The sequence below is a fragment of the Methylobacterium sp. AMS5 genome (assembly GCF_001542815.1).
Lineage (GTDB): Bacteria > Pseudomonadota > Alphaproteobacteria > Rhizobiales > Beijerinckiaceae > Methylobacterium.
The window spans coordinates 4,885,887-4,902,777 of sequence record NZ_CP006992.1 but is presented as its reverse complement, the minus strand read 5'-3'; the positions used below and the strand labels follow the sequence as shown (position 1 = coordinate 4,902,777).

The 16,891-nt window shown below is 68.7% G+C and carries 12 protein-coding genes; 9 read left to right on the top strand and 3 right to left on the bottom strand.

The window, feature by feature from the left end; all coding sequences use genetic code 11:
• Positions 1 to 87 precede the first annotated feature (87 nt).
• Positions 88 to 1,524 carry a phospholipase D-like domain-containing protein gene (locus tag Y590_RS21890; protein ID WP_060771703.1) on the top strand — a complete coding sequence of 479 codons (1,437 nt, stop codon included), beginning with the start codon at positions 88 to 90 and terminating at the stop codon, positions 1,522 to 1,524.
• On the opposite strand, the gene Y590_RS21885 is transcribed toward Y590_RS21890, so the two are convergent.
• From Y590_RS21885 to Y590_RS21880, 3 genes are all read right to left on the bottom strand, one after another.
• On the bottom strand, positions 1,415 to 2,209 hold the full coding sequence (locus Y590_RS21885; RefSeq protein ID WP_060771702.1) for an endonuclease/exonuclease/phosphatase family protein: 795 nt from the start codon (positions 2,207 to 2,209) through the stop codon (positions 1,415 to 1,417). The genes Y590_RS21890 and Y590_RS21885 overlap by 110 nt on opposite strands.
• Positions 2,210 to 2,517: 308 nt before the next feature.
• Positions 2,518 to 3,294: a hypothetical protein gene (locus Y590_RS26680; RefSeq protein WP_144440036.1), complete on the bottom strand. Its 777-nt coding sequence runs from the start codon at positions 3,292 to 3,294 to the stop codon at positions 2,518 to 2,520.
• Positions 3,295 to 3,499: 205 nt separating this feature from the next.
• Positions 3,500 to 4,291, bottom strand: coding sequence for an enoyl-CoA hydratase (locus Y590_RS21880; protein ID WP_060772408.1), 792 nt, complete (start codon positions 4,289 to 4,291; stop codon positions 3,500 to 3,502).
• Between the two features lie 244 nt (positions 4,292 to 4,535).
• Here Y590_RS21880 and Y590_RS21875 point away from each other — a divergent pair, with 244 nt between their 5' ends.
• The 8 genes from Y590_RS21875 (at position 4,536) to Y590_RS21840 (ending at position 16,883) form a co-directional block, all read left to right on the top strand.
• Positions 4,536 to 5,147: a nitroreductase family protein gene (locus Y590_RS21875; protein WP_060771701.1), complete on the top strand. Its 612-nt coding sequence runs from the start codon at positions 4,536 to 4,538 to the stop codon at positions 5,145 to 5,147.
• Positions 5,148 to 5,304: 157 nt separating this feature from the next.
• A complete protein-coding gene (locus Y590_RS21870) occupies positions 5,305 to 6,927 on the top strand; it encodes an AMP-binding protein (RefSeq protein ID WP_060772407.1) in 1,623 nt (540 codons plus the stop codon).
• Positions 6,928 to 7,095: 168 nt separating this feature from the next.
• Positions 7,096 to 8,502, top strand: a complete 1,407-nt coding sequence (ahcY, locus tag Y590_RS21865) for an adenosylhomocysteinase (RefSeq protein ID WP_060771700.1) — start codon at positions 7,096 to 7,098, stop codon at positions 8,500 to 8,502.
• A gap of 490 nt (positions 8,503 to 8,992) precedes the next feature.
• Positions 8,993 to 11,536, top strand: coding sequence for a sensor histidine kinase (locus tag Y590_RS21860; protein WP_083530938.1), 2,544 nt, complete (start codon positions 8,993 to 8,995; stop codon positions 11,534 to 11,536).
• Positions 11,537 to 11,690: 154 nt separating this feature from the next.
• The gene (gene tsaE / locus Y590_RS21855) at positions 11,691 to 13,328 is read left to right on the top strand and encodes a tRNA (adenosine(37)-N6)-threonylcarbamoyltransferase complex ATPase subunit type 1 TsaE (RefSeq protein ID WP_060771698.1); all 1,638 of its coding nucleotides are present in this window, start codon (positions 11,691 to 11,693) and stop codon (positions 13,326 to 13,328) included.
• A gap of 33 nt (positions 13,329 to 13,361) precedes the next feature.
• Positions 13,362 to 14,108, top strand: a complete 747-nt coding sequence (locus Y590_RS21850) for a nucleotidyltransferase family protein (RefSeq protein WP_060771697.1) — start codon at positions 13,362 to 13,364, stop codon at positions 14,106 to 14,108.
• Positions 14,109 to 14,184: 76 nt separating this feature from the next.
• Positions 14,185 to 14,634, top strand: coding sequence for a tellurite resistance TerB family protein (locus Y590_RS21845; protein ID WP_060771696.1), 450 nt, complete (start codon positions 14,185 to 14,187; stop codon positions 14,632 to 14,634).
• A 206-nt stretch (positions 14,635 to 14,840) separates the two neighbouring features.
• Positions 14,841 to 16,883 carry an ATP-binding protein gene (locus tag Y590_RS21840; protein ID WP_060771695.1) on the top strand — a complete coding sequence of 681 codons (2,043 nt, stop codon included), beginning with the start codon at positions 14,841 to 14,843 and terminating at the stop codon, positions 16,881 to 16,883.
• The last annotated feature ends 8 nt before the right edge of the window (positions 16,884 to 16,891 follow it).

The following is a 16,891-nucleotide window of genomic DNA, read 5'->3' as shown; positions in this document are numbered from 1 at the left end:
GATTTGTGGAGGGCTGCCTGTTCGTCACACCAGGCTTGGCTTATCTCCTGCGCCGCTCCTCGACAGGACAGCGCAGCAGGCGGACCGGTGGAAGAAGTCCTCACTCGATGGCTCGGCACGACGGCCTCGCTCCGCACCGAGATCGTCGCGGCCATCGGCCTGGTGCTCACATTCGGCGTCAGCGTCCACGTGCTGCTGCGCAAGCGGGTGGTGGGCGCGGCGATCGGCTGGATCGGGCTGGCATGGCTGGCACCGGTCTTCGGGACGCTGCTCTACCTCACCTTCGGCATCAACCGGGTGGAGCGGCGCGCCCGCCGGCTGAAGCGGCGCCCCTCGCAGACCATCGACGAGACGCCGCAGCCCTCCGCCCACGTGCCCGAATCCTACCACGCCCTCGACTTGGCGGTGCAGGCGGTCACCGGCCTGCCGACGGTGGCGGGCAACCGGTTCGAGCTCCTCCGCAACGGCGACGAGGCCTATCCGGCGATGCTGGCGGCGATCGGCGAGGCGCGCCGCAGCGTCGCCCTGTCGAGCTACATCTTTCGCGATGACGCCACCGGCCGGGCGTTCTGCGCGGCGTTGAAGGCCGCGCAGGATCGCGGCGCCGAGGTGCGCGTGATCCTCGACGGCATCGGCAGCGGCTACTTCTTCCCCGCCGCGTGGCGGCATCTGCGCCGGCTCGGGGTGCCGGCCGGCCTGTTCATGCACTCCGTCCTGCCCTGGCGGATGCCGTTCGTGAACCTGCGCACGCACAAGAAGCTGCTGATCGTCGATGGGCAGGTCGCCTTCACCGGCGGCGTCAACATCTCCGACGGCAACCGGGTCTCGGAGAAGCCGGACTTTCCGATCCGCGACACGCATTTCCGGATCGAGGGCCCGGTGGTCGAGCACCTGACCCAGGCCTTCATCGCCGACTGGCTGTTCGTCAGCGACGAGGAGTTGGAGGGCGAGGCGTGGCTGCCGCGGCTGGCGCCGGTCGGCGCGGTCATCGCCCGCGTCGTCACCTCCGGCCCGGACGCCGACATCGAGAAGATCGCGACCGTGGTGCTCCAGGCGATCGCCTGCGCGAAGGAGTCGATCCGGCTGACGACCCCTTATTTCCTGCCCAACGAACTCGTGCTGAACGCGCTGAGCCTCGCGGCGGCGCGGGGGATCGCGGTCGATATCGCCATCCCGCGCAAGAGCGACCATCGCTTCGTCGATTGGGCGACGCACGGCCATATCGATCCGCTCCTGAAGAGCGGCGTGCGGGTCTGGATCGACGAGCCGCCCTTCGATCACTCGAAGGCGATGACCATCGATGGGCAATGGTGCTTCATCGGCAGCGCGAACTGGGATTCGCGCAGTTTCCGCCTGAACTTCGAGCTGAACGTGGAGGTCTACGACGTGGCGCTGGCCCGGGCGCTCGAAGCCTTCATTGCGACGAAGTTTCAGACCCCCCTGCGCCTGGCCGACCTCGACGCCCGCTCGCTCCCCGTACGCCTGCGCGACGCAGCCGTCCGACTGCTTCTGCCATACCTCTGAGCCGGCCGACCGAGACGGCCCCCTCCGGCGCGGGCGAGAGGTGCACCACGATCGGGTGATGGTCGGAGAGGCCGCGGGGTAGGACCATGCGCTCGTGGCAGACGAGCCCGCGCACGAGGCAGCGGTCGAGCCGCAGCGGCAGCACATCGACCATGGCATGGGTCGGCCGCCGGGGGCCGACATCGCGAAAACCCGGCAGCAGGGCCGGGCCGACGATGTTGTAGTCGCCCAGCACCGCCGCGCGCGGCGGCAGATGGCTCTCGATCCGCCGCAACTGGCGCCGGTTCAACACCTGCCCGTGCGAGAGATGCACGTTGGCGACGCCGAACTCGCCGGTGTCGAGCACTTGGCAGACCCGGTCGATCAGCACACCCGGCGGCAGGGTGACGATCTCGGGTGGGTTGGGCCACGGCGTCGGGCTCCACATCGCCGGACCGTGGATGCGGCCGGGCAACTGCGCCCAGGCATAGACGCCGCCGACCCGCTTGGTCAGCGCCGCGATCTCCTTCGTCGCCTCCTGCATCAGCAGGAAGTCCGGCCGCTCCTGCTCGATCAACGCCACGAGGCAATCCACCGCCGCGCCGGTGCGGCGCAACAGGTTCCAGCTCACGATTTTTTTCGTGTTCGGTTTCTTGCCATCGGGGCCAGGCGAGGGGAGCGCGGGAGCGTTGCGTCGCAGGAGCATGAGGCGGGTTCGCGCGATCTCGTGTCAGCAGTGGGGCCGGCGGACGTTCGATTCTCCGCCTGACACAATGCATGACAGAGCCGTGGGTTCGCAGCGCCGTCACCCCGACTCTCTTGGACCCGATTTCTTGGACGAGAGGGCATAGAAGAACGTGTGATGCAGGGGAGGGTGCAATCAAACAAGTCAGGCGGGATGGTCGAAACGCGAAATATCGAAAGTTCCAGCAAACCCTTTCTCATAGGTCTGTTATTTTTGCTATGCTTGCTACACCATGATTAAATCCTGCAACTAAGCCGTTGCAGCTTGATTTATTTACAAACATAACCGTCAGGATCGACAAATCCTTTTCTACTGCGCCACAGATAAATTTCGGAGAGATTGGCAGTATAAATAATCACCCAGAAGAATACACTCAAAGTCAGGATTGGAATCGATAAAATTCCGAAGCCGAAACCCGAAGCCAGCCTCTCCAGAACTACGAATGGCAGAACTATAGAAATTGATATAATACAATTCGCAGAAACGCGCCAAAACATCCCTTTTGTATTCCGCAAAGACCACCTTAAGCTAACATCATCTCGATCAACGGCAATGGCAGGATATACTAAAGATATCCTTATTGTAAATACAATAAATGATACGCTAAAAACTAAACCAACAATAAGACTCATCCATGCATAAGGACTATCTAGCTGATGACCTGAAACATCCCTCAAGAGGCTACCTAGGCAATTCACGATTGAAACGCACAGTGAAACTACGCAGTAGGTTATGACCAACACCCTCCCACCCCAAATATCCGAGAAGCTCATCTTATCGCCGACGATAATAAACCTATGAAAAGCAACAAATATTGGAGCACTTACGATTAATATCGGCAATGAACATATAATCACATATAAATTTATCTCGAATGTTGATCCATCCTCTGCGATCCGATTGAGCAGGCCCTGCTGCATCACACTGTTGAGGGCCGCAATGACCAACATTGCCAAACAGTGAAGAGGAAGCTCGACGATAATTCGACAAACGTCTGCTGCGGAAGCCTTGATTGTTTGAAAAATCGGTAGCTTCGCTTCTTCCACCGTCAACCCCTGGGTGTCACCGAGATCGCATTGAGCCGTGTGCAAAATCTCATGTGGCACACACGATAGACGACACACGAATCATCCGACACTGATAAAATGGAGACCAATATCGAAATTAGTCCTATGGCAATATAAAAATGCAGATTAGGAAAAGATTTTAACAACTCCAGCGCTGCCCCGCCACAGACCCGCCCTGTCGCGTTCAGCACAGTTTCCGGTTGAAAAAAGCCTCGATCCCTTCCTCCGCCGCGCGCGCCAGCATGTTCTCCGTCATCACCCGGCCGGCATGGGCGTAGGCTTGCGTCAGCGGCATCGCCAGTTGCTCGTAGAAGGCCCGCTTGCCGACCCGCACCGTGTCGGGGCTGCGCGCGGCGATCCCTGCGGCGAGCGCCTGCGCGGCGGCCAGAGCGCCGCCCGCCTCCACCACATCGTTGACGAGGCCGAGGCGCCGGGCCTCCGCCGCATCCGCCATGTCGGCGGTCAGCAGCATCCGCATCGCCGCCTTGCGCGAGAGGTTGCGCGAGAGCGCCACCATCGGCGTCGAGCAGAACAGGCCGATCTGCACGCCCGGCGTGGCGAAGCGCGCCTGTGTCCCGGCCACGGCCAGATCGCAGGAGGCCACGAGCTGGCACCCGGCGGCGGTCGCGACACCCTCCACCGCCGCGATCACCGGCTGGGGCAGGGCGGGGATCGCCATCATCACGTCCGAGCACAGCGCGAACAGCGCCTCGAACCGTTTCGCGCCGCGGTCGGGTTCGCTGCGGTCGCCGGTCATCTCCTTGAGGTCGTGACCGGCACAGAAGGCGGGGCCCGCCGCCGCCAGCACCACGGCCCGCACCGTGTCGTCACCCGCAAGGTCGGCGAAGGTCGCGCGCAGGGCTTCGAGCAGGGCAAAGGAGAGCGCATTGCGGGCGCCCGGCCGGTTGAGCGTCAGGGTGGCGACGCCGTCGCGGTCCTCGCGCAGCAGGAGAGGGGTCGTGCCGGTTTCGCCCATGAGCATCCTCGTCGCGCCGATGTCGTCCACCTTGTTTTCGCGCGCCGTGACAAGCGCGGCAATGCCGCCCCCAAGAGCCGTATCCGATCCCCTTGCATCAGGCCGGCGTCGCTCGGTCCGCGTTCTGACGCGCATTCTTGCGGCGAACCGGTGATCACTTCGTCGGAATGCGCTCTAGCCCGCTCTTGTGCGGTGCCATACCGTGCGCCGCACCAAAGCCCTGCCAGCCTGGAGACCGCCCCCGGTGACCGACGAGACCTCCCGCCCCACCACCCGCGAGCCCGACCACGCCATCGAGCCGATCTTCGCCGAGCGCTGGTCGCCGCGCGTCTTCACCGGGGAGGCGGTACCGGAGGCCGAGTTGCTGCGGATGTTCGAGGCGGCGCGCTGGTCGCCCTCCTCCTACAATTCGCAGCCCTGGCGCTTCCTCTACGGGCTGCGCGGCACGCCCGAATGGCAGACGTTCTTCGACCTCCTCGTGCCCGGCAACCAGAAATGGGCCGAGGGCACCGGCGCCCTCGTCTTCCTCGTCTCCAGCGAGCGGATGAAGGTCGGCGACGAGTTCAAGCCGTCCGCCAGCCACTCGCTCGATGCGGGCGCTGCCTCGCTCGCCTTCGCGCTCCAGGCCAACCGTCAGGGCTGGCACGTCCACGGCATGGGCGGCTTCGACCGGGAGCGGGCGCTCACCGTGCTGAACGTTCCCGAGCACCACCGGGTCGAGGCGGCCTACGGGGTCGGACGCGCCACGCCCTGGGCGGAGCTGAGCGAGGAGCAGAGAGGCAAGGAGCGCCCGAACGGCCGCCGCCCGATCACCGATTTCGCCTTCCGCGGCGGCTTCCCGCAGCGCCAGGATTGAGCGCGCACGTCGGCGTGCGGAACGCGGATTGTCCCGGCTTGCGCGGGGATGGATGAGAGACACCCGGACGCGCCCGGATGCGGCGCGCCCCGGGGGGTCGAGGCGGCACCGGCCGAGCGCCGCCGCACGTTCGAGGACCAAGGTCGAGGACATGGCCGTGCCGGAGCGGGCCGATCGCTACGAGACGCTCGTCAGGGATTTCCGCTGGGAGATCCCGGATCGCTACAACATCGCGGCCGATGTCTGCGACCGCTGGGCGCTGAGCGAGCCCGACCGCACCGCGCTCCTCGTGCTCGGCCCGGACGACCAGCCCGAGCCGGTGAGCTACGGCCGCCTGCGCTCCGATTCGCTGCGGCTCGCGGCGGCGCTGGCCGCGCGCGGCGTCGGGCCGGGCGACCGGGTGGCGGTGCTGCTGCCGCAATCGGCGGCGGTGGTGGTGGCCCATTTCGCCGCCTACCGGCTCGGGGCGATCGCACTCCCGCTCGCCGGCCTGTTCGGTGAGGCGGCCCTGCACCATCGCCTCGCCGATTCCGGCGCCTGCGCCGTCGTCACCGACGCGCCCGGGCTGGCCAAGCTGGAGCGGCTGCGCGCCGACCTGCCGGATCTCGCCACGATCCTCTCGGTCGATGGGGCAGGGGAGACGGCGGAGGATTTCTTCGCGGTTCTGGAGAGCGCCGCGGACGGGTTCGCGACGCGGGCGACCGGGCCGGACGATCCGGCCCTGATGATCTACACCTCCGGCACGACCGGCCTCGCCAAGGGGGCGCTGCACGGCCACCGTGTCCTGCTCGGCCACCTGCCGGGCTGGAGCGTGATGCACGGCTTCCCGCCCGAGGGAACCGGGCTGATGTGGACGCCCTCCGACTGGGCCTGGGCCGGGGGCTTGCTCAACGTGCTGATGCCGTCCTTGCGCCTCGGCATGCCGGTGGTGGCCCGGCCCCACGGGCGGTTCGAGCCGGACGCGGCGTTCCGGCTGATGGCGGATCTGCGCGTCACCCACGCCTTCCTGCCGCCGACGGCTTTGCGCATGCTGCGCGGGGTGGCCGATCCGCGCCAAACATTCGACCTCTCGCGCTTACGCAACATCGCCTCCGCCGGCGAGGCGCTCGGGGCCGAGACTTTCGCATGGGCGCGTGACGCCCTCGGCCTCACCATCGGCGAGGCCTATGGCCAGACCGAGTGCAACCTCGTTCTGGCCTCCAGCGCCCGGATCGGCGTGGCGCGGGCCGGCGCCACGGGCAAGCCGGTGCCCGGCCACCGCGTCGCGGTCCTGCGCGAGGATGGGAGCGAGGCGGATGCGGACGAGACCGGCGAGATCGCCGTGCGCGCCCCCGATCCGGTGCTGTTCCTCGGCTACTGGCGCCAACCGGAGGCGACCGCCCGAAAATTCCGCGACGGCTGGTGGATGACCGGTGACCAGGCGCGGCGCGACGCCGACGGCTATATCCGCTTCGTCGGCCGCGAGGACGATCTCATCACCTCGGCCGCCTACCGGATCGGGCCGGCCGAGATCGAGGCCTGCCTCTGCGCCCATCCGGCGGTGGCGCTCGCCGCCGCGGTCGGCGTGCCCGACCCGCTGCGTACCGAGACGGTGAAGGCCTTCGTCACCCTGCGCGCGGGCTTCTCGCCCTCCGACGCGCTGGCCGCCGAAATCCTCGCCTTCGCCAAGGCCCGGCTCTCCGCCCACGAGGTGCCGCGCGCGCTCGCGTTTCGCGAGAGCCTGCCGATGACGACGAGCGGCAAGATCATCCGGCGGCAGTTGCGGGACGAGTCGGCTTGAGTCCCACCCGTTCAACCTGGAATTAAACGCATAAAGACATCTTTATGTCTTGATTGCTCCCTAGCGAGAGCCCTGCTACAGGGATGGCCGACCCGGCCGGGTGAACCGGCCGATGCGCCGGAACGATTGGCCGTTTCGCGCCGGCCACGACTGAAAAGGGATACCGAGATGGCAGCTGCCAACGATTACATCGTCAAGGACATCGGGCTGGCCGATTACGGCCGCAAGGAAATCTCGATCGCCGAGACCGAGATGCCCGGCCTGATGTCGACCCGCGCCGAGTACGGTGCGAGCCAGCCGCTCAAGGGCGCCAAGATCGCCGGCTCGCTGCACATGACGATCCAGACCGCGGTGCTGATCGAGACCCTGAAGGCGCTCGGCGCCGACATCCGCTGGGTGTCGTGCAACATCTACTCGACCCAGGACCACGCCGCCGCCGCGATCGCCGCCGCCGGCATCCCGGTCTTCGCCGTGAAGGGCGAGACCCTGACCGAGTACTGGGACTACACCTCGAAGCTGTTCGACTGGCATGACGGCTCGATGCCGAACATGATCCTCGACGACGGCGGCGACGCCACCATGTTCGTCCACCTCGGCCTGCGCGCCGAGAACGGCGACACCGCCTTCCTCGACAAGCCGGAATCCGAGGAGGAGGAGGTCTTCTTCGCGCTCCTGAAGAAGAAGCTCGCCGAGAAGCCGAAGGGCTGGTTCGCGGGTCTGGCCGACTCGATCAAGGGCGTCTCCGAGGAGACCACCACGGGCGTGCACCGCCTCTACAACCTCGCCAAGGAGGGCAAGCTGCTCTTCCCGGCGATCAACGTGAACGACTCGGTCACCAAGTCGAAGTTCGACAACCTCTACGGCTGCAAGGAGTCGCTGGTCGACGGCATCCGCCGCGGCACCGACGTCATGATGGCCGGCAAGGTCGCCATGGTCGCGGGCTTCGGCGATGTGGGCAAGGGCTCGGCCGCTTCGCTCCGCAACGCCGGCTGCCGCGTGCTCGTCTCCGAGATCGATCCGATCTGCGCCCTGCAGGCGGCGATGGAAGGCTACGAGGTCGTCACGATGGAAGACGCCGCGCCCCGCGCCGACATCTTCGTGACCGCCACGGGCAACAAGGACATCATCACGATCGAGCACATGCGGGCCATGAAGGACCGCGCGATCGTGTGCAACATCGGCCACTTCGACAACGAGATTCAGGTCGCCGGCCTGAAGAACCTCAAGTGGCAGAACATCAAGCCGCAGGTCGACGAGATCGAGTTCGCCGACGGCCACCGCATCATCCTCCTCTCGGAGGGCCGCCTGGTGAACCTCGGCAACGCGACGGGCCACCCGTCCTTCGTGATGTCGGCCTCCTTCACCAACCAGACGCTCGCCCAGATCGAGCTCTGGACGAACCCCGGCAAGTACGAGCGTCAGGTCTACACCCTGCCCAAGGCCCTCGATGAGAAGGTCGCGGCTCTGCACCTCGAGAAGATCGGCGTGAAGCTCTCCAAGCTCCGCCCCGATCAGGCCGCCTATATCGGCGTGTCGCAGACCGGCCCGTTCAAGCCCGAGCATTACCGCTACTGATCGGTCTTCGGGCCTCCGGCTTCCGCGCAGGAAGTCGGCGGCCCCGGTGCCGCTCAGCTCAAGATTCGCAAGGAAGCCCGGCCCATGGCCGGGCTTCCTTGCGTTTCGGCGACATCCGCCTCAAGGGCCGCGGGTGACAGGGGTCGCCGCGAACCTGTTTTCGCGGTGGCCGCGGCCGCGCGGAGTCAAATTTCGACCGTGGCCCGGCGCCCTGAAAGACTTAAAAATTCGTCAAGTCCCGATTTCGGCGGTGTGGCTTTTGGGTGCTGTGTGGCGCCGGAATGCAGGGCCGACGGGCTCCGGGCCACAAAGGCGCTTCCAGGCGGAATCGACCCCGCGTTACAGTGGCGCGAATCATCGGAAGCAGGTGCCCGCGCGGCGGCGGCAAGCCGGTCGCAGCAGCGGGTGTTTGCCCCGTGCTGTCCGGGAGCTTTCCAGGCGTGGGCCCGAGGGCCTGCGGAGAGTGCCGGGTTTGGGGTGGGGGCGGGACATGGGTCTGGTACGGGCGGCGCGCGCCCTGTCGCGCGTCGGCGTCCTCGTCGTCGCGGCACCGGTCGCGGCACTCGCCGAGGGCGCTCCGCCCATCGAAGCGAGGCCGATGCTGGGAACGATGCAGACGCACAACGTTGCCGGCCTCGCCGTCGTCCTCGGCCTGATCCTGTTCGCGACCATCCTGTCGCTGGTCTACCTGCGCGAGCGCGTCGGCTGGACGCGCAAGGAGCGCGCGCTTCAGGACGAACTCGCCCATCTTCGCGGCGCACATGACCGCGCCGAGATGCTGCTCCATTCCGAGCGTCAGGTTCTCGTCGCCTGGGCCGGGCGCGGCGAGCCGTCGATCGTCGGCGATGCGGGCTTTGCCCAGGATCTTCGAAATCAAGATCTTCGGAATCAGGATCTTCGCAGTCAGGATTCGCGCGGGCTTCAGGGCGGCTCCCGGCATCTGCTCGCCTTCGGCACGTGGCTCGCGCCGCAGGACGCGCAGCTGCTCGACTCCGCCGTCGCGACGCTGCGCGAGCGTGGCACCGGCTTCCGGATGAACCTGCGCAGCTTGGCCGGGCGCTACATCGAGGCGCAGGGTCAGGCGGTCGGCGGGCGGGCGCTGCTGCGCCTGCGCGAGACCACCGACGAGCGCCGCGAGCTGATCGAGCTGCGCCACACGCTGGAGGAGGCCAAGCGCGGTCTGTCCGCGCTGGCGGGCCTGCTCGACGCACTGCCGCAGCCGATCTGGCACCGGAGCCCGGACGGGGCGCTCGCCTTCGTCAACGCGGCCTACGCCACTGCCGTGGAGGCCCCGAGCCGCGAGGCCGCCCTGAGCCACGGCCTCGAACTGCTCGATCGGAGCGCCCGCGAACAGATCGTCCGGCAGGCGCGCCGGCCGGGCCTCCCCGCTCAGGCCTTGCGCCTCTCGGCGGTGGTGGCGGGTGCGCGCCGGACCCTCGATGTCAGCGAGAGCACGCTGGAAGCCGGCCGGGTCGGCATCGCCGTCGATGTCTCGGAGCTGGAAAGCGTGCGGGCCGACCTGCAGCGGCAGATGGACGCCAACGTCCGCACCCTCGACCAGTTGCCGACCGCGGTGGCGATGTTCGACGCGCGCCAGCGCCTGATCTTCCACAACGCAGCCTACCAGCGCCTGTGGGATCTCGACCCCGCCTTCCTCGAAGGCCGCCCGCTCGACGGCGAGATCCTCGATCGCCTGCGCGCCGCGCGCAAACTGCCCGAGCAGGCCGATTTCCGTTCGTGGAAGACCGACGTCCTGGCCGCCTACCGCGCGGTCGAGCCCACCGACACGCCCTGGTACCTGCCCGACGGGCGGACGCTGCGCGTCGTCGCCGACCCCAACCCGCAGGGCGGCCTGACCTACCTCTACCACGACGTCTCGGAGAGCATGAAGCTCGCCTCGCGCTACGACGCGCTGATGAAGGAGCAGGCCGAGACCCTGGAAGCCCTTAAGGAGCCGGTGGCGGTGTTCGGCGCCGACGGGCGCCTCACGGTGGCCAACCGCGCCTTCGCCGCGACCTGGCGCCTCGACCCGGCGACGCTGGCGGGCAAGCCGCATGTCGATGCGGTGATCGCCGCCTGCCGGGCGCTGACGCCGGACCAGAGCCCCTGGGCCGGCATCCGCCAGTCGGTCACCGGCCTGTCCGAGACCCGCAGCGGGCATGGCTGCCGCCTCGACATCAACGACGGCACGGTACTCGATTGCTCCTCGCAGCCGCTGCCGCTCGGCGCGACCCTGCTGACCTTCATCGACGTCACCGCAAGCGCCAACGTGGAGCGGGCGCTGACCGAGAAGAACGACGCCCTGGAGCGCGCCTCGCAACTGCGCGACACCTTCGTCCACCACGTCTCCTACGAGCTGCGCTCGCCGCTGACCAACATCATCGGATTCACCCAGCTCCTCGGCGACGAGACCGTCGGCGCCCTGAACGAGCGCCAGCGCGAATATTCCGAGCACATCATGCGCTCGTCGGCCGCGCTGCTCGTCATCATCAACGACATCCTCGACCTCGCCTCGATCGATGCCGGCTCGCTCGAACTCCAGCGTGAGACGATCGACGTGCGCGCCACCGTGGAAGCCGCCGTCCGCGGCATCGAGGACCGGCTGGCGGAATCCGATATCGGCCTCGACCTCGACGTGCCGGAGGGTGTCGGCAGCGTGTTCGCCGACGGCAAGCGGGTGCGTCAGATCCTGTTCAACCTGCTCTCCAACGCGGTCGGCTTCTCCGCGCCCGGCCAGCAGGTCCGCGTCGAGGCGCGGCGCGAGGGGAGGGAGCTGCGGCTGACGGTGACCGATCGCGGCCGCGGCATCGCACCCGAGGTCATCGACCGGGTGTTCGACCGGTTCGAGAGCAACACGCTGGGCACCAAGCATCGCGGTGTCGGCCTAGGCCTCTCGATCGTGCGCTCCTTCGTCGAGCTGCACGGCGGACGGGTCGAGATCCACTCGGCACCGGGGACGGGCACGCGCGTCACCTGCCTGTTCCCGGTCGAGCCGCCGCCGGGCAATGGCGGGCTCGCCGAGGCCGCCGAGTAGGACCGGGCGTTCACGGGATCGGGATGCGGTTGGCCGCCGCTAAGGGGCAGGGCTCACCGCGGCGGCTAAAAATGGTTAAACATCCCCCGCTAGAAGGGCGGAGGCTTAACCCTGATCGGGGTGGCCGTTCGCGGCGTTGCGGAGGATTGGGGCGTTGAGCGAGGATCCGGACGGCATGGCGGGACGCCCGCAGCCCGGCCCGTCGCAGGGCGAGGACCGGGTGCAACCGGCGTCATCGGCGCCGCGTCGCGCCGCGTGGGAGGTGTTGCTGCCCGAAGAGGGCGCGACCGAGGACATGGCCGCCTTCCTCGCCGACATCCTCGGGCCCGGCGACCTCGTGGCCCTGTCCGGCGGGCTCGGCGCGGGCAAGACCACGCTCGCCCGCGCGATGATCCGCGAGTTGGCCGGCGACCCTCGGCTCGAAGTGCCGAGCCCGACCTTCACCCTGATCCAGCCCTACGAGACCCGCTCCGGCCGCAGTGTGATCCACGCCGACCTCTACCGCCTGCGCGGCCCGGACGAGCTGGTGGAACTCGGCTTCGACGAACTTTCCGAGACCGCGATCACCCTGGTCGAGTGGCCCGAGCGATTGGGCGTGCGCGACAACCCGACGCTCACCGTCGAGCTGTCCCTGCGGGCCGAGTTCGGCGACGAGGCCCGCCTCGTGCGGATCGACGGCACGCCCGAGATGCAGGAGCGGCTGACACGCGCCCGCGCCGTCCGGGCCCTGCTCGCCCGCAGCGGATGGGACGAGGCCGACCGGGTGCTGATGCAGGGCGATGCCTCGTCGCGCGCCTACGAGCGGCTGGTGAAGCCGGGCGGCGAGACCGCCGTGCTGATGATCTCGCCGCCCCGCCCCGACGGGCCGCCGGTGAAGGACGGGAAGCCCTACAGCGCCGTGGTCAAGCTCGCCGAGAGCGTCCACGCCTTCGTCGGCATGGACCGGGCGCTGCGCGCGATCGGCTTCTCCGCGCCGAGGATCCTGGGCGAGAATCTCGATGCCGGCCTGCTGATCCTGGAGGATCTCGGCGCCGAGCCGGTGACCGAGAACGGCACGCCGCGCCCCGAGCGCTACGCGGAAGCCGTCCGGCTGCTGGCGAAGCTCCACGCCACCGATCTGCCCAGCGCCGTGCCGGTGAGCGAGGGGATCGACCACGTCATTCCGCCCTACGACCTCGAAGCCCTGCTGTTCGAGGCGGAACTGCTGCCCGAGTGGTACGCCCCCGCGATCCGCGGCACGACCCTGTCACCGGAGGCGCGCAGCGCCTTCCGCGACCTGTGGACCGACGCGCTGAAAGACCTGATCGCCGAGCCCGCCACCTGGACCCTGCGCGACTACCACTCGCCCAACCTGATCTGGCTGCCCGAGCGGACCGGGCTGGAGCGGGTCGGGGTCATCGACTTCCAGGACGCGGTGATGGGGCATCCGGCCTACGACGTCGCCTCGCTCCTCCAGGACGCGCGGGTCGATGCCAGCGCCGATTTCGAGCTGCGCCTGCTCGGCCTCTACATCCGGGAGCGCCGCGGCCGGGATATCGGCTTCGACATGCAGGCCTTCGCCCGCGCCTACGCGGTGCTGGCGGCCCAGCGCGCCACCAAGATCCTCGGCATTTTCGCCCGTCTCGATAAGCGCGACGGCAAGCCGGGCTACCTCGCCCACCTGCCGCGGATCGAGGGCTATCTCGCGCGCAACCTCGCCCATCCGGCACTGGCCTCGGTGCGGGCTTGGCACGAGACGCACCTGCCGAGCCTCGTCGCCCCGCGGCCGGACGCCGATCCCGCCGCGTCCTGAACGCTTCTTTTCAACCGGACCGGTCGAGGCGGCATGAGCGCTGAACCCAATCCCAAAAACGTCACCCGCGCCTTCGTGCTCGCGGCGGGGCTGGGCAAGCGCATGCGCCCGATCACCGCGACGCTGCCCAAGCCCCTCGTCGCGGTCGCCGGCAAGGCGTTGATCGACCACGCCCTCGACCGGGCAGCGGCTGGCGGCATCGAGACGGCGGTGGTCAACGTCCACTGGCTTGCCGACCTGATGGAGGGCCATCTCTCTCACCGCACCGGCGCGCCGGCCATCGTCGTCTCCGACGAGCGGGACGCGCTGTTGGAGACCGGCGGCGGCGTGAAGAAGGCGCTCGACCTCTTCGACGGTGAGCCCTTCGTGGTGTTCAACTCGGATTCGTTCTGGCTGGAGGGGCCGCGGCCCAATCTCGGCCGGCTGATCGAAGCCTGGGATCCCGACACGACGGACATCCTGCTCCTCGTCGCCCCGACCGCGACGAGCCTCGGCTACGACGGGGCAGGCGATTTCTACATGGACTCCGACGGCCGGCTGAGCTGGCGCGGCGAGCGCGAGGTCGCGCCCTTCATCTATGCCGGCGTGGCGATCCTGAAGCCGGAGCTGTTCGCCGACACGCCAGAGGGGTCGTTCTCGCTCACCCTGCTGTTCGACCGGGCGATCCAACGCAACCGGCTCCAGGGCCTGCGCCTCGACGGGCAGTGGCTGCATGTCGGCACGCCGGAGGCGATTCAAGCCGCCGAGGCGCGGGTGCGGGACAGCGCGCGGATCGTTTGACCGGCATCCCCGTTGTCGGGGCTCTGAGACACGGTTTATCGGTCACGGTTTCGTTCAAGAGGTTTTTGTCTCGGTCATGGGCCTTCTTCACGACGCGGTCGAGCGCTTCCGCACCACCCTCAAGGCCTATGCCGGCGACGAGACGCTGATGCAGGCGGCGGTCTCGGCCTGCGCCAACGTCGCGGTCGCCGACGGCGAGCTGATGACCGAGGAGTTCGAGACGGCGCTCGCCGGCATCCGGGCGAACCCGATCATCGAGAAGGGCTACGACAGCCTGATGCTGGAACACGCGCTCTACGAGGCCCTCGGCCGCGCCCGCACCCGCGCCGGCCGGGCCGAGAACCTCGTGCGGATCGGCGCGATCGCCGAGCGGCCGGACGAGCAGCGCCGCAACGTCTTTCTCGTCGCGACGGACGTGGCCGACCACGAGGGCATCGGCCCCGAGGAGCGCGCGGCCCTGTCCGAGGTCGCCGCCGCTCTGGGCCTCGACGGCGACGGGCTGCTCAAGCGCTTCCCGGAGGTGTGATCGGGCGGCCGAGCATCCCCTCTTCCCGCGCGTGCGGGGCGAGGGGCAAGCCCGGCGGTCACCGATCGGCAAAACTCCACCGATCCCGCTCATCCCCCCTTAAGCCTCTTTCTCAAGCGCCGCTTCACGCGCGGCTGGCACTGTCGCTCCCCTGACGAGCCGACTTCCGGCATCGGGCCGGACTTTGGGGGACTGACGTGGAACCGATGACCCTTGCGGTGAGCGTGATGGGCCTGAGCATCGCGGCCGCGATGCTGGCGCTGATCCTGATGTCGCTCCGCCGCCGCGAGCCCGTCGTGCCGGAGTCCGACATGACGGAGGCGCTCCAGGACAGGCTCTGGCAGATCGCCGAGAGCGAGGAGCGCTACCGGGTGCTGGTCGAGGCCACGACCGAGGCCGTGGTGCAGCGGGACGGGCAGGGGCGGATCACCTTCGCCAGCGAGGGATTCGCGGCCCTCCTCGGCGTGAAGCCGCTCGATCTGATCGGCTCGACGCTGAGCCCGCAGGTGATCGAGCGGGGCGCGAGCGAGCAGCGCGCCGACGGCGTGCGGGTGGTCGAGGAGCGTCTGGTGCCGGTGGACGGCGTGCCGCGCTGGTTCTCCTTCATCGAGATGCCGGCGGCCGGCAGCGCCGACGGCCCGAACTGGCTGCGGGCCGGCCAGGACGTCACCGCGCGCATCGAGGCGGCGCGCTCCCTCGACGAGGCGAAGAGCCGGGCGGAGTCCGCCAACGTCGCCAAATCCCGCTTCCTCGCCACCGTCAGCCACGAGCTGCGCACGCCGTTGAACGGCATTCTGGGCATGGCCGACCTTCTGCTCGACACCCGGCTCGACCCCGAGCAGCGCACCTATGTCGAGGCGTTCCGCACCAGCGGCAAGGCGCTGCTCGGCCTCGTCGACGGCATCCTCGATTTCTCCCGGATCGAGGCCGGCCGCCTCGATCTGGCCGCCGAGCCCTTCGACGTCGCCGCTCTGGTCGAGGGCGTGGTCGAGCTGCTGGCCCCGCGCGCCCAGGACAAGGGCCTCGAAATCGCGCTCGACCTCGCCGACGACCTCGCCGCCCTGCGCGTCGGCGATGCCGACCGGGTGCGGCAGATCCTCGTGAATCTGGCCGGCAACGCCATCAAGTTCACGCAAACCGGCGGTGTCGGCGTCAGCCTCGCCCGGTCGGGGGAGGGCTTCCTCCTCACGGTCGAGGATACCGGACCGGGCATCCCGGAGGAGCGCATCCCGATCCTGTTCGAGGAGTTCGAGCAGGGCGACGACAGCGCGAGCCACGAGGGCACCGGCCTCGGTCTCGCCATCACCCGCCGCCTCGTAGAGCGCATGAACGGCACGATCGAGGCGCGCTCGACGGTCGGACGCGGCTCGGCCTTCCGGGTCGTGCTGCCGCTGCCGGCGGCGGACGGCGCCATGAGTTCCGAGACACCGAGCCTCGCGCCGCGAAAGGTGCTGATCGTGGCGGCCTCGCCGTATCAGGCGCCGTTCCTGGCCCGGCGGCTCAGCCGCTCCGGGGCGGCGGCGGTGGTCGTGAACAGCGCGGAAGCCGGCCTCGATGCGCTGTCGGGCGTGGCCTTCGACGCGCTCATCGCCGACCGCAGCCTCGGCGACACCGCCGTGCGGCGGCTCGCGGCCGAGGCCGCCCGCTGCGGCGTACGCTGCAGCCTGATCCTGCTCTCGCCCTTCGACCGGCGGGAATTCGGAGCCCCGAATGCGGCGGGCTTCGATAGCTACCTGATCAAGCCGGTGCGCGCCCGCTCGCTGTTCGACCGCCTGCTGGAGCCGCGGCCCGCCCCGGCCCGCAGCACGGCCGACGCGACGGCCACGACTGGTACGAGCCAGCCCGTACCGACCAAGACCGCCGCCCCGGGCCGCCGCGTGCTGCTGGCGGAGGACAACCCGATCAATGCGCTGCTCGCCACCAAGGCGCTGGAGCGGCTCGGCGCGCAGGTGATCCACGCCCGCGACGGGCTCGAGGCTCTGGCAGCGGCGGAGGGGCAGGGGCCGTTCGACCTCGCGCTGATCGACATCCGCATGCCCGGCCTCGACGGCCTGGAGACCGCCCGCCGCCTCCGCGCCCGCGAGGCCGAGACCGGCGCGACTCCGCTCCACCTCGTGGCGCTCACCGCCAATACCGGCCGCGAGGATGTCGCCGCGGCCTCCGCGGCCGGCTTCGACGGCTTCCTGCCCAAGCCGCTCAACCTGCGCGCCCTGCCGGCTCTGCTGGACCGCCGCCAGGAGGCCGCGTGAGCGGCGCC

Bases quoted from the DNA above. Each gene is read 5' to 3' on its own strand.
- ahcY (WP_060771700.1), top strand. From the start codon at position 7,096: ATGGCAGCTGCCAACGATTACATCGTCAAGGACATCGGGCTGGCCGAT.
- Y590_RS21845 (WP_060771696.1), top strand. From the start codon at position 14,185: ATGGGCCTTCTTCACGACGCGGTCGAGCGCTTCCGCACCACCCTCAAG.
- Y590_RS21850 (WP_060771697.1), top strand. From the start codon at position 13,362: ATGAGCGCTGAACCCAATCCCAAAAACGTCACCCGCGCCTTCGTGCTC.
- Y590_RS21880 (WP_060772408.1), bottom strand. From the start codon at position 4,291: ATGGGCGAAACCGGCACGACCCCTCTCCTGCTGCGCGAGGACCGCGAC.
- Y590_RS21860 (WP_083530938.1), top strand. From the start codon at position 8,993: ATGGGTCTGGTACGGGCGGCGCGCGCCCTGTCGCGCGTCGGCGTCCTC.
- Y590_RS21840 (WP_060771695.1), top strand. From the start codon at position 14,841: ATGACCCTTGCGGTGAGCGTGATGGGCCTGAGCATCGCGGCCGCGATG.
- Y590_RS21885 (WP_060771702.1), bottom strand. From the start codon at position 2,209: ATGCTCCTGCGACGCAACGCTCCCGCGCTCCCCTCGCCTGGCCCCGAT.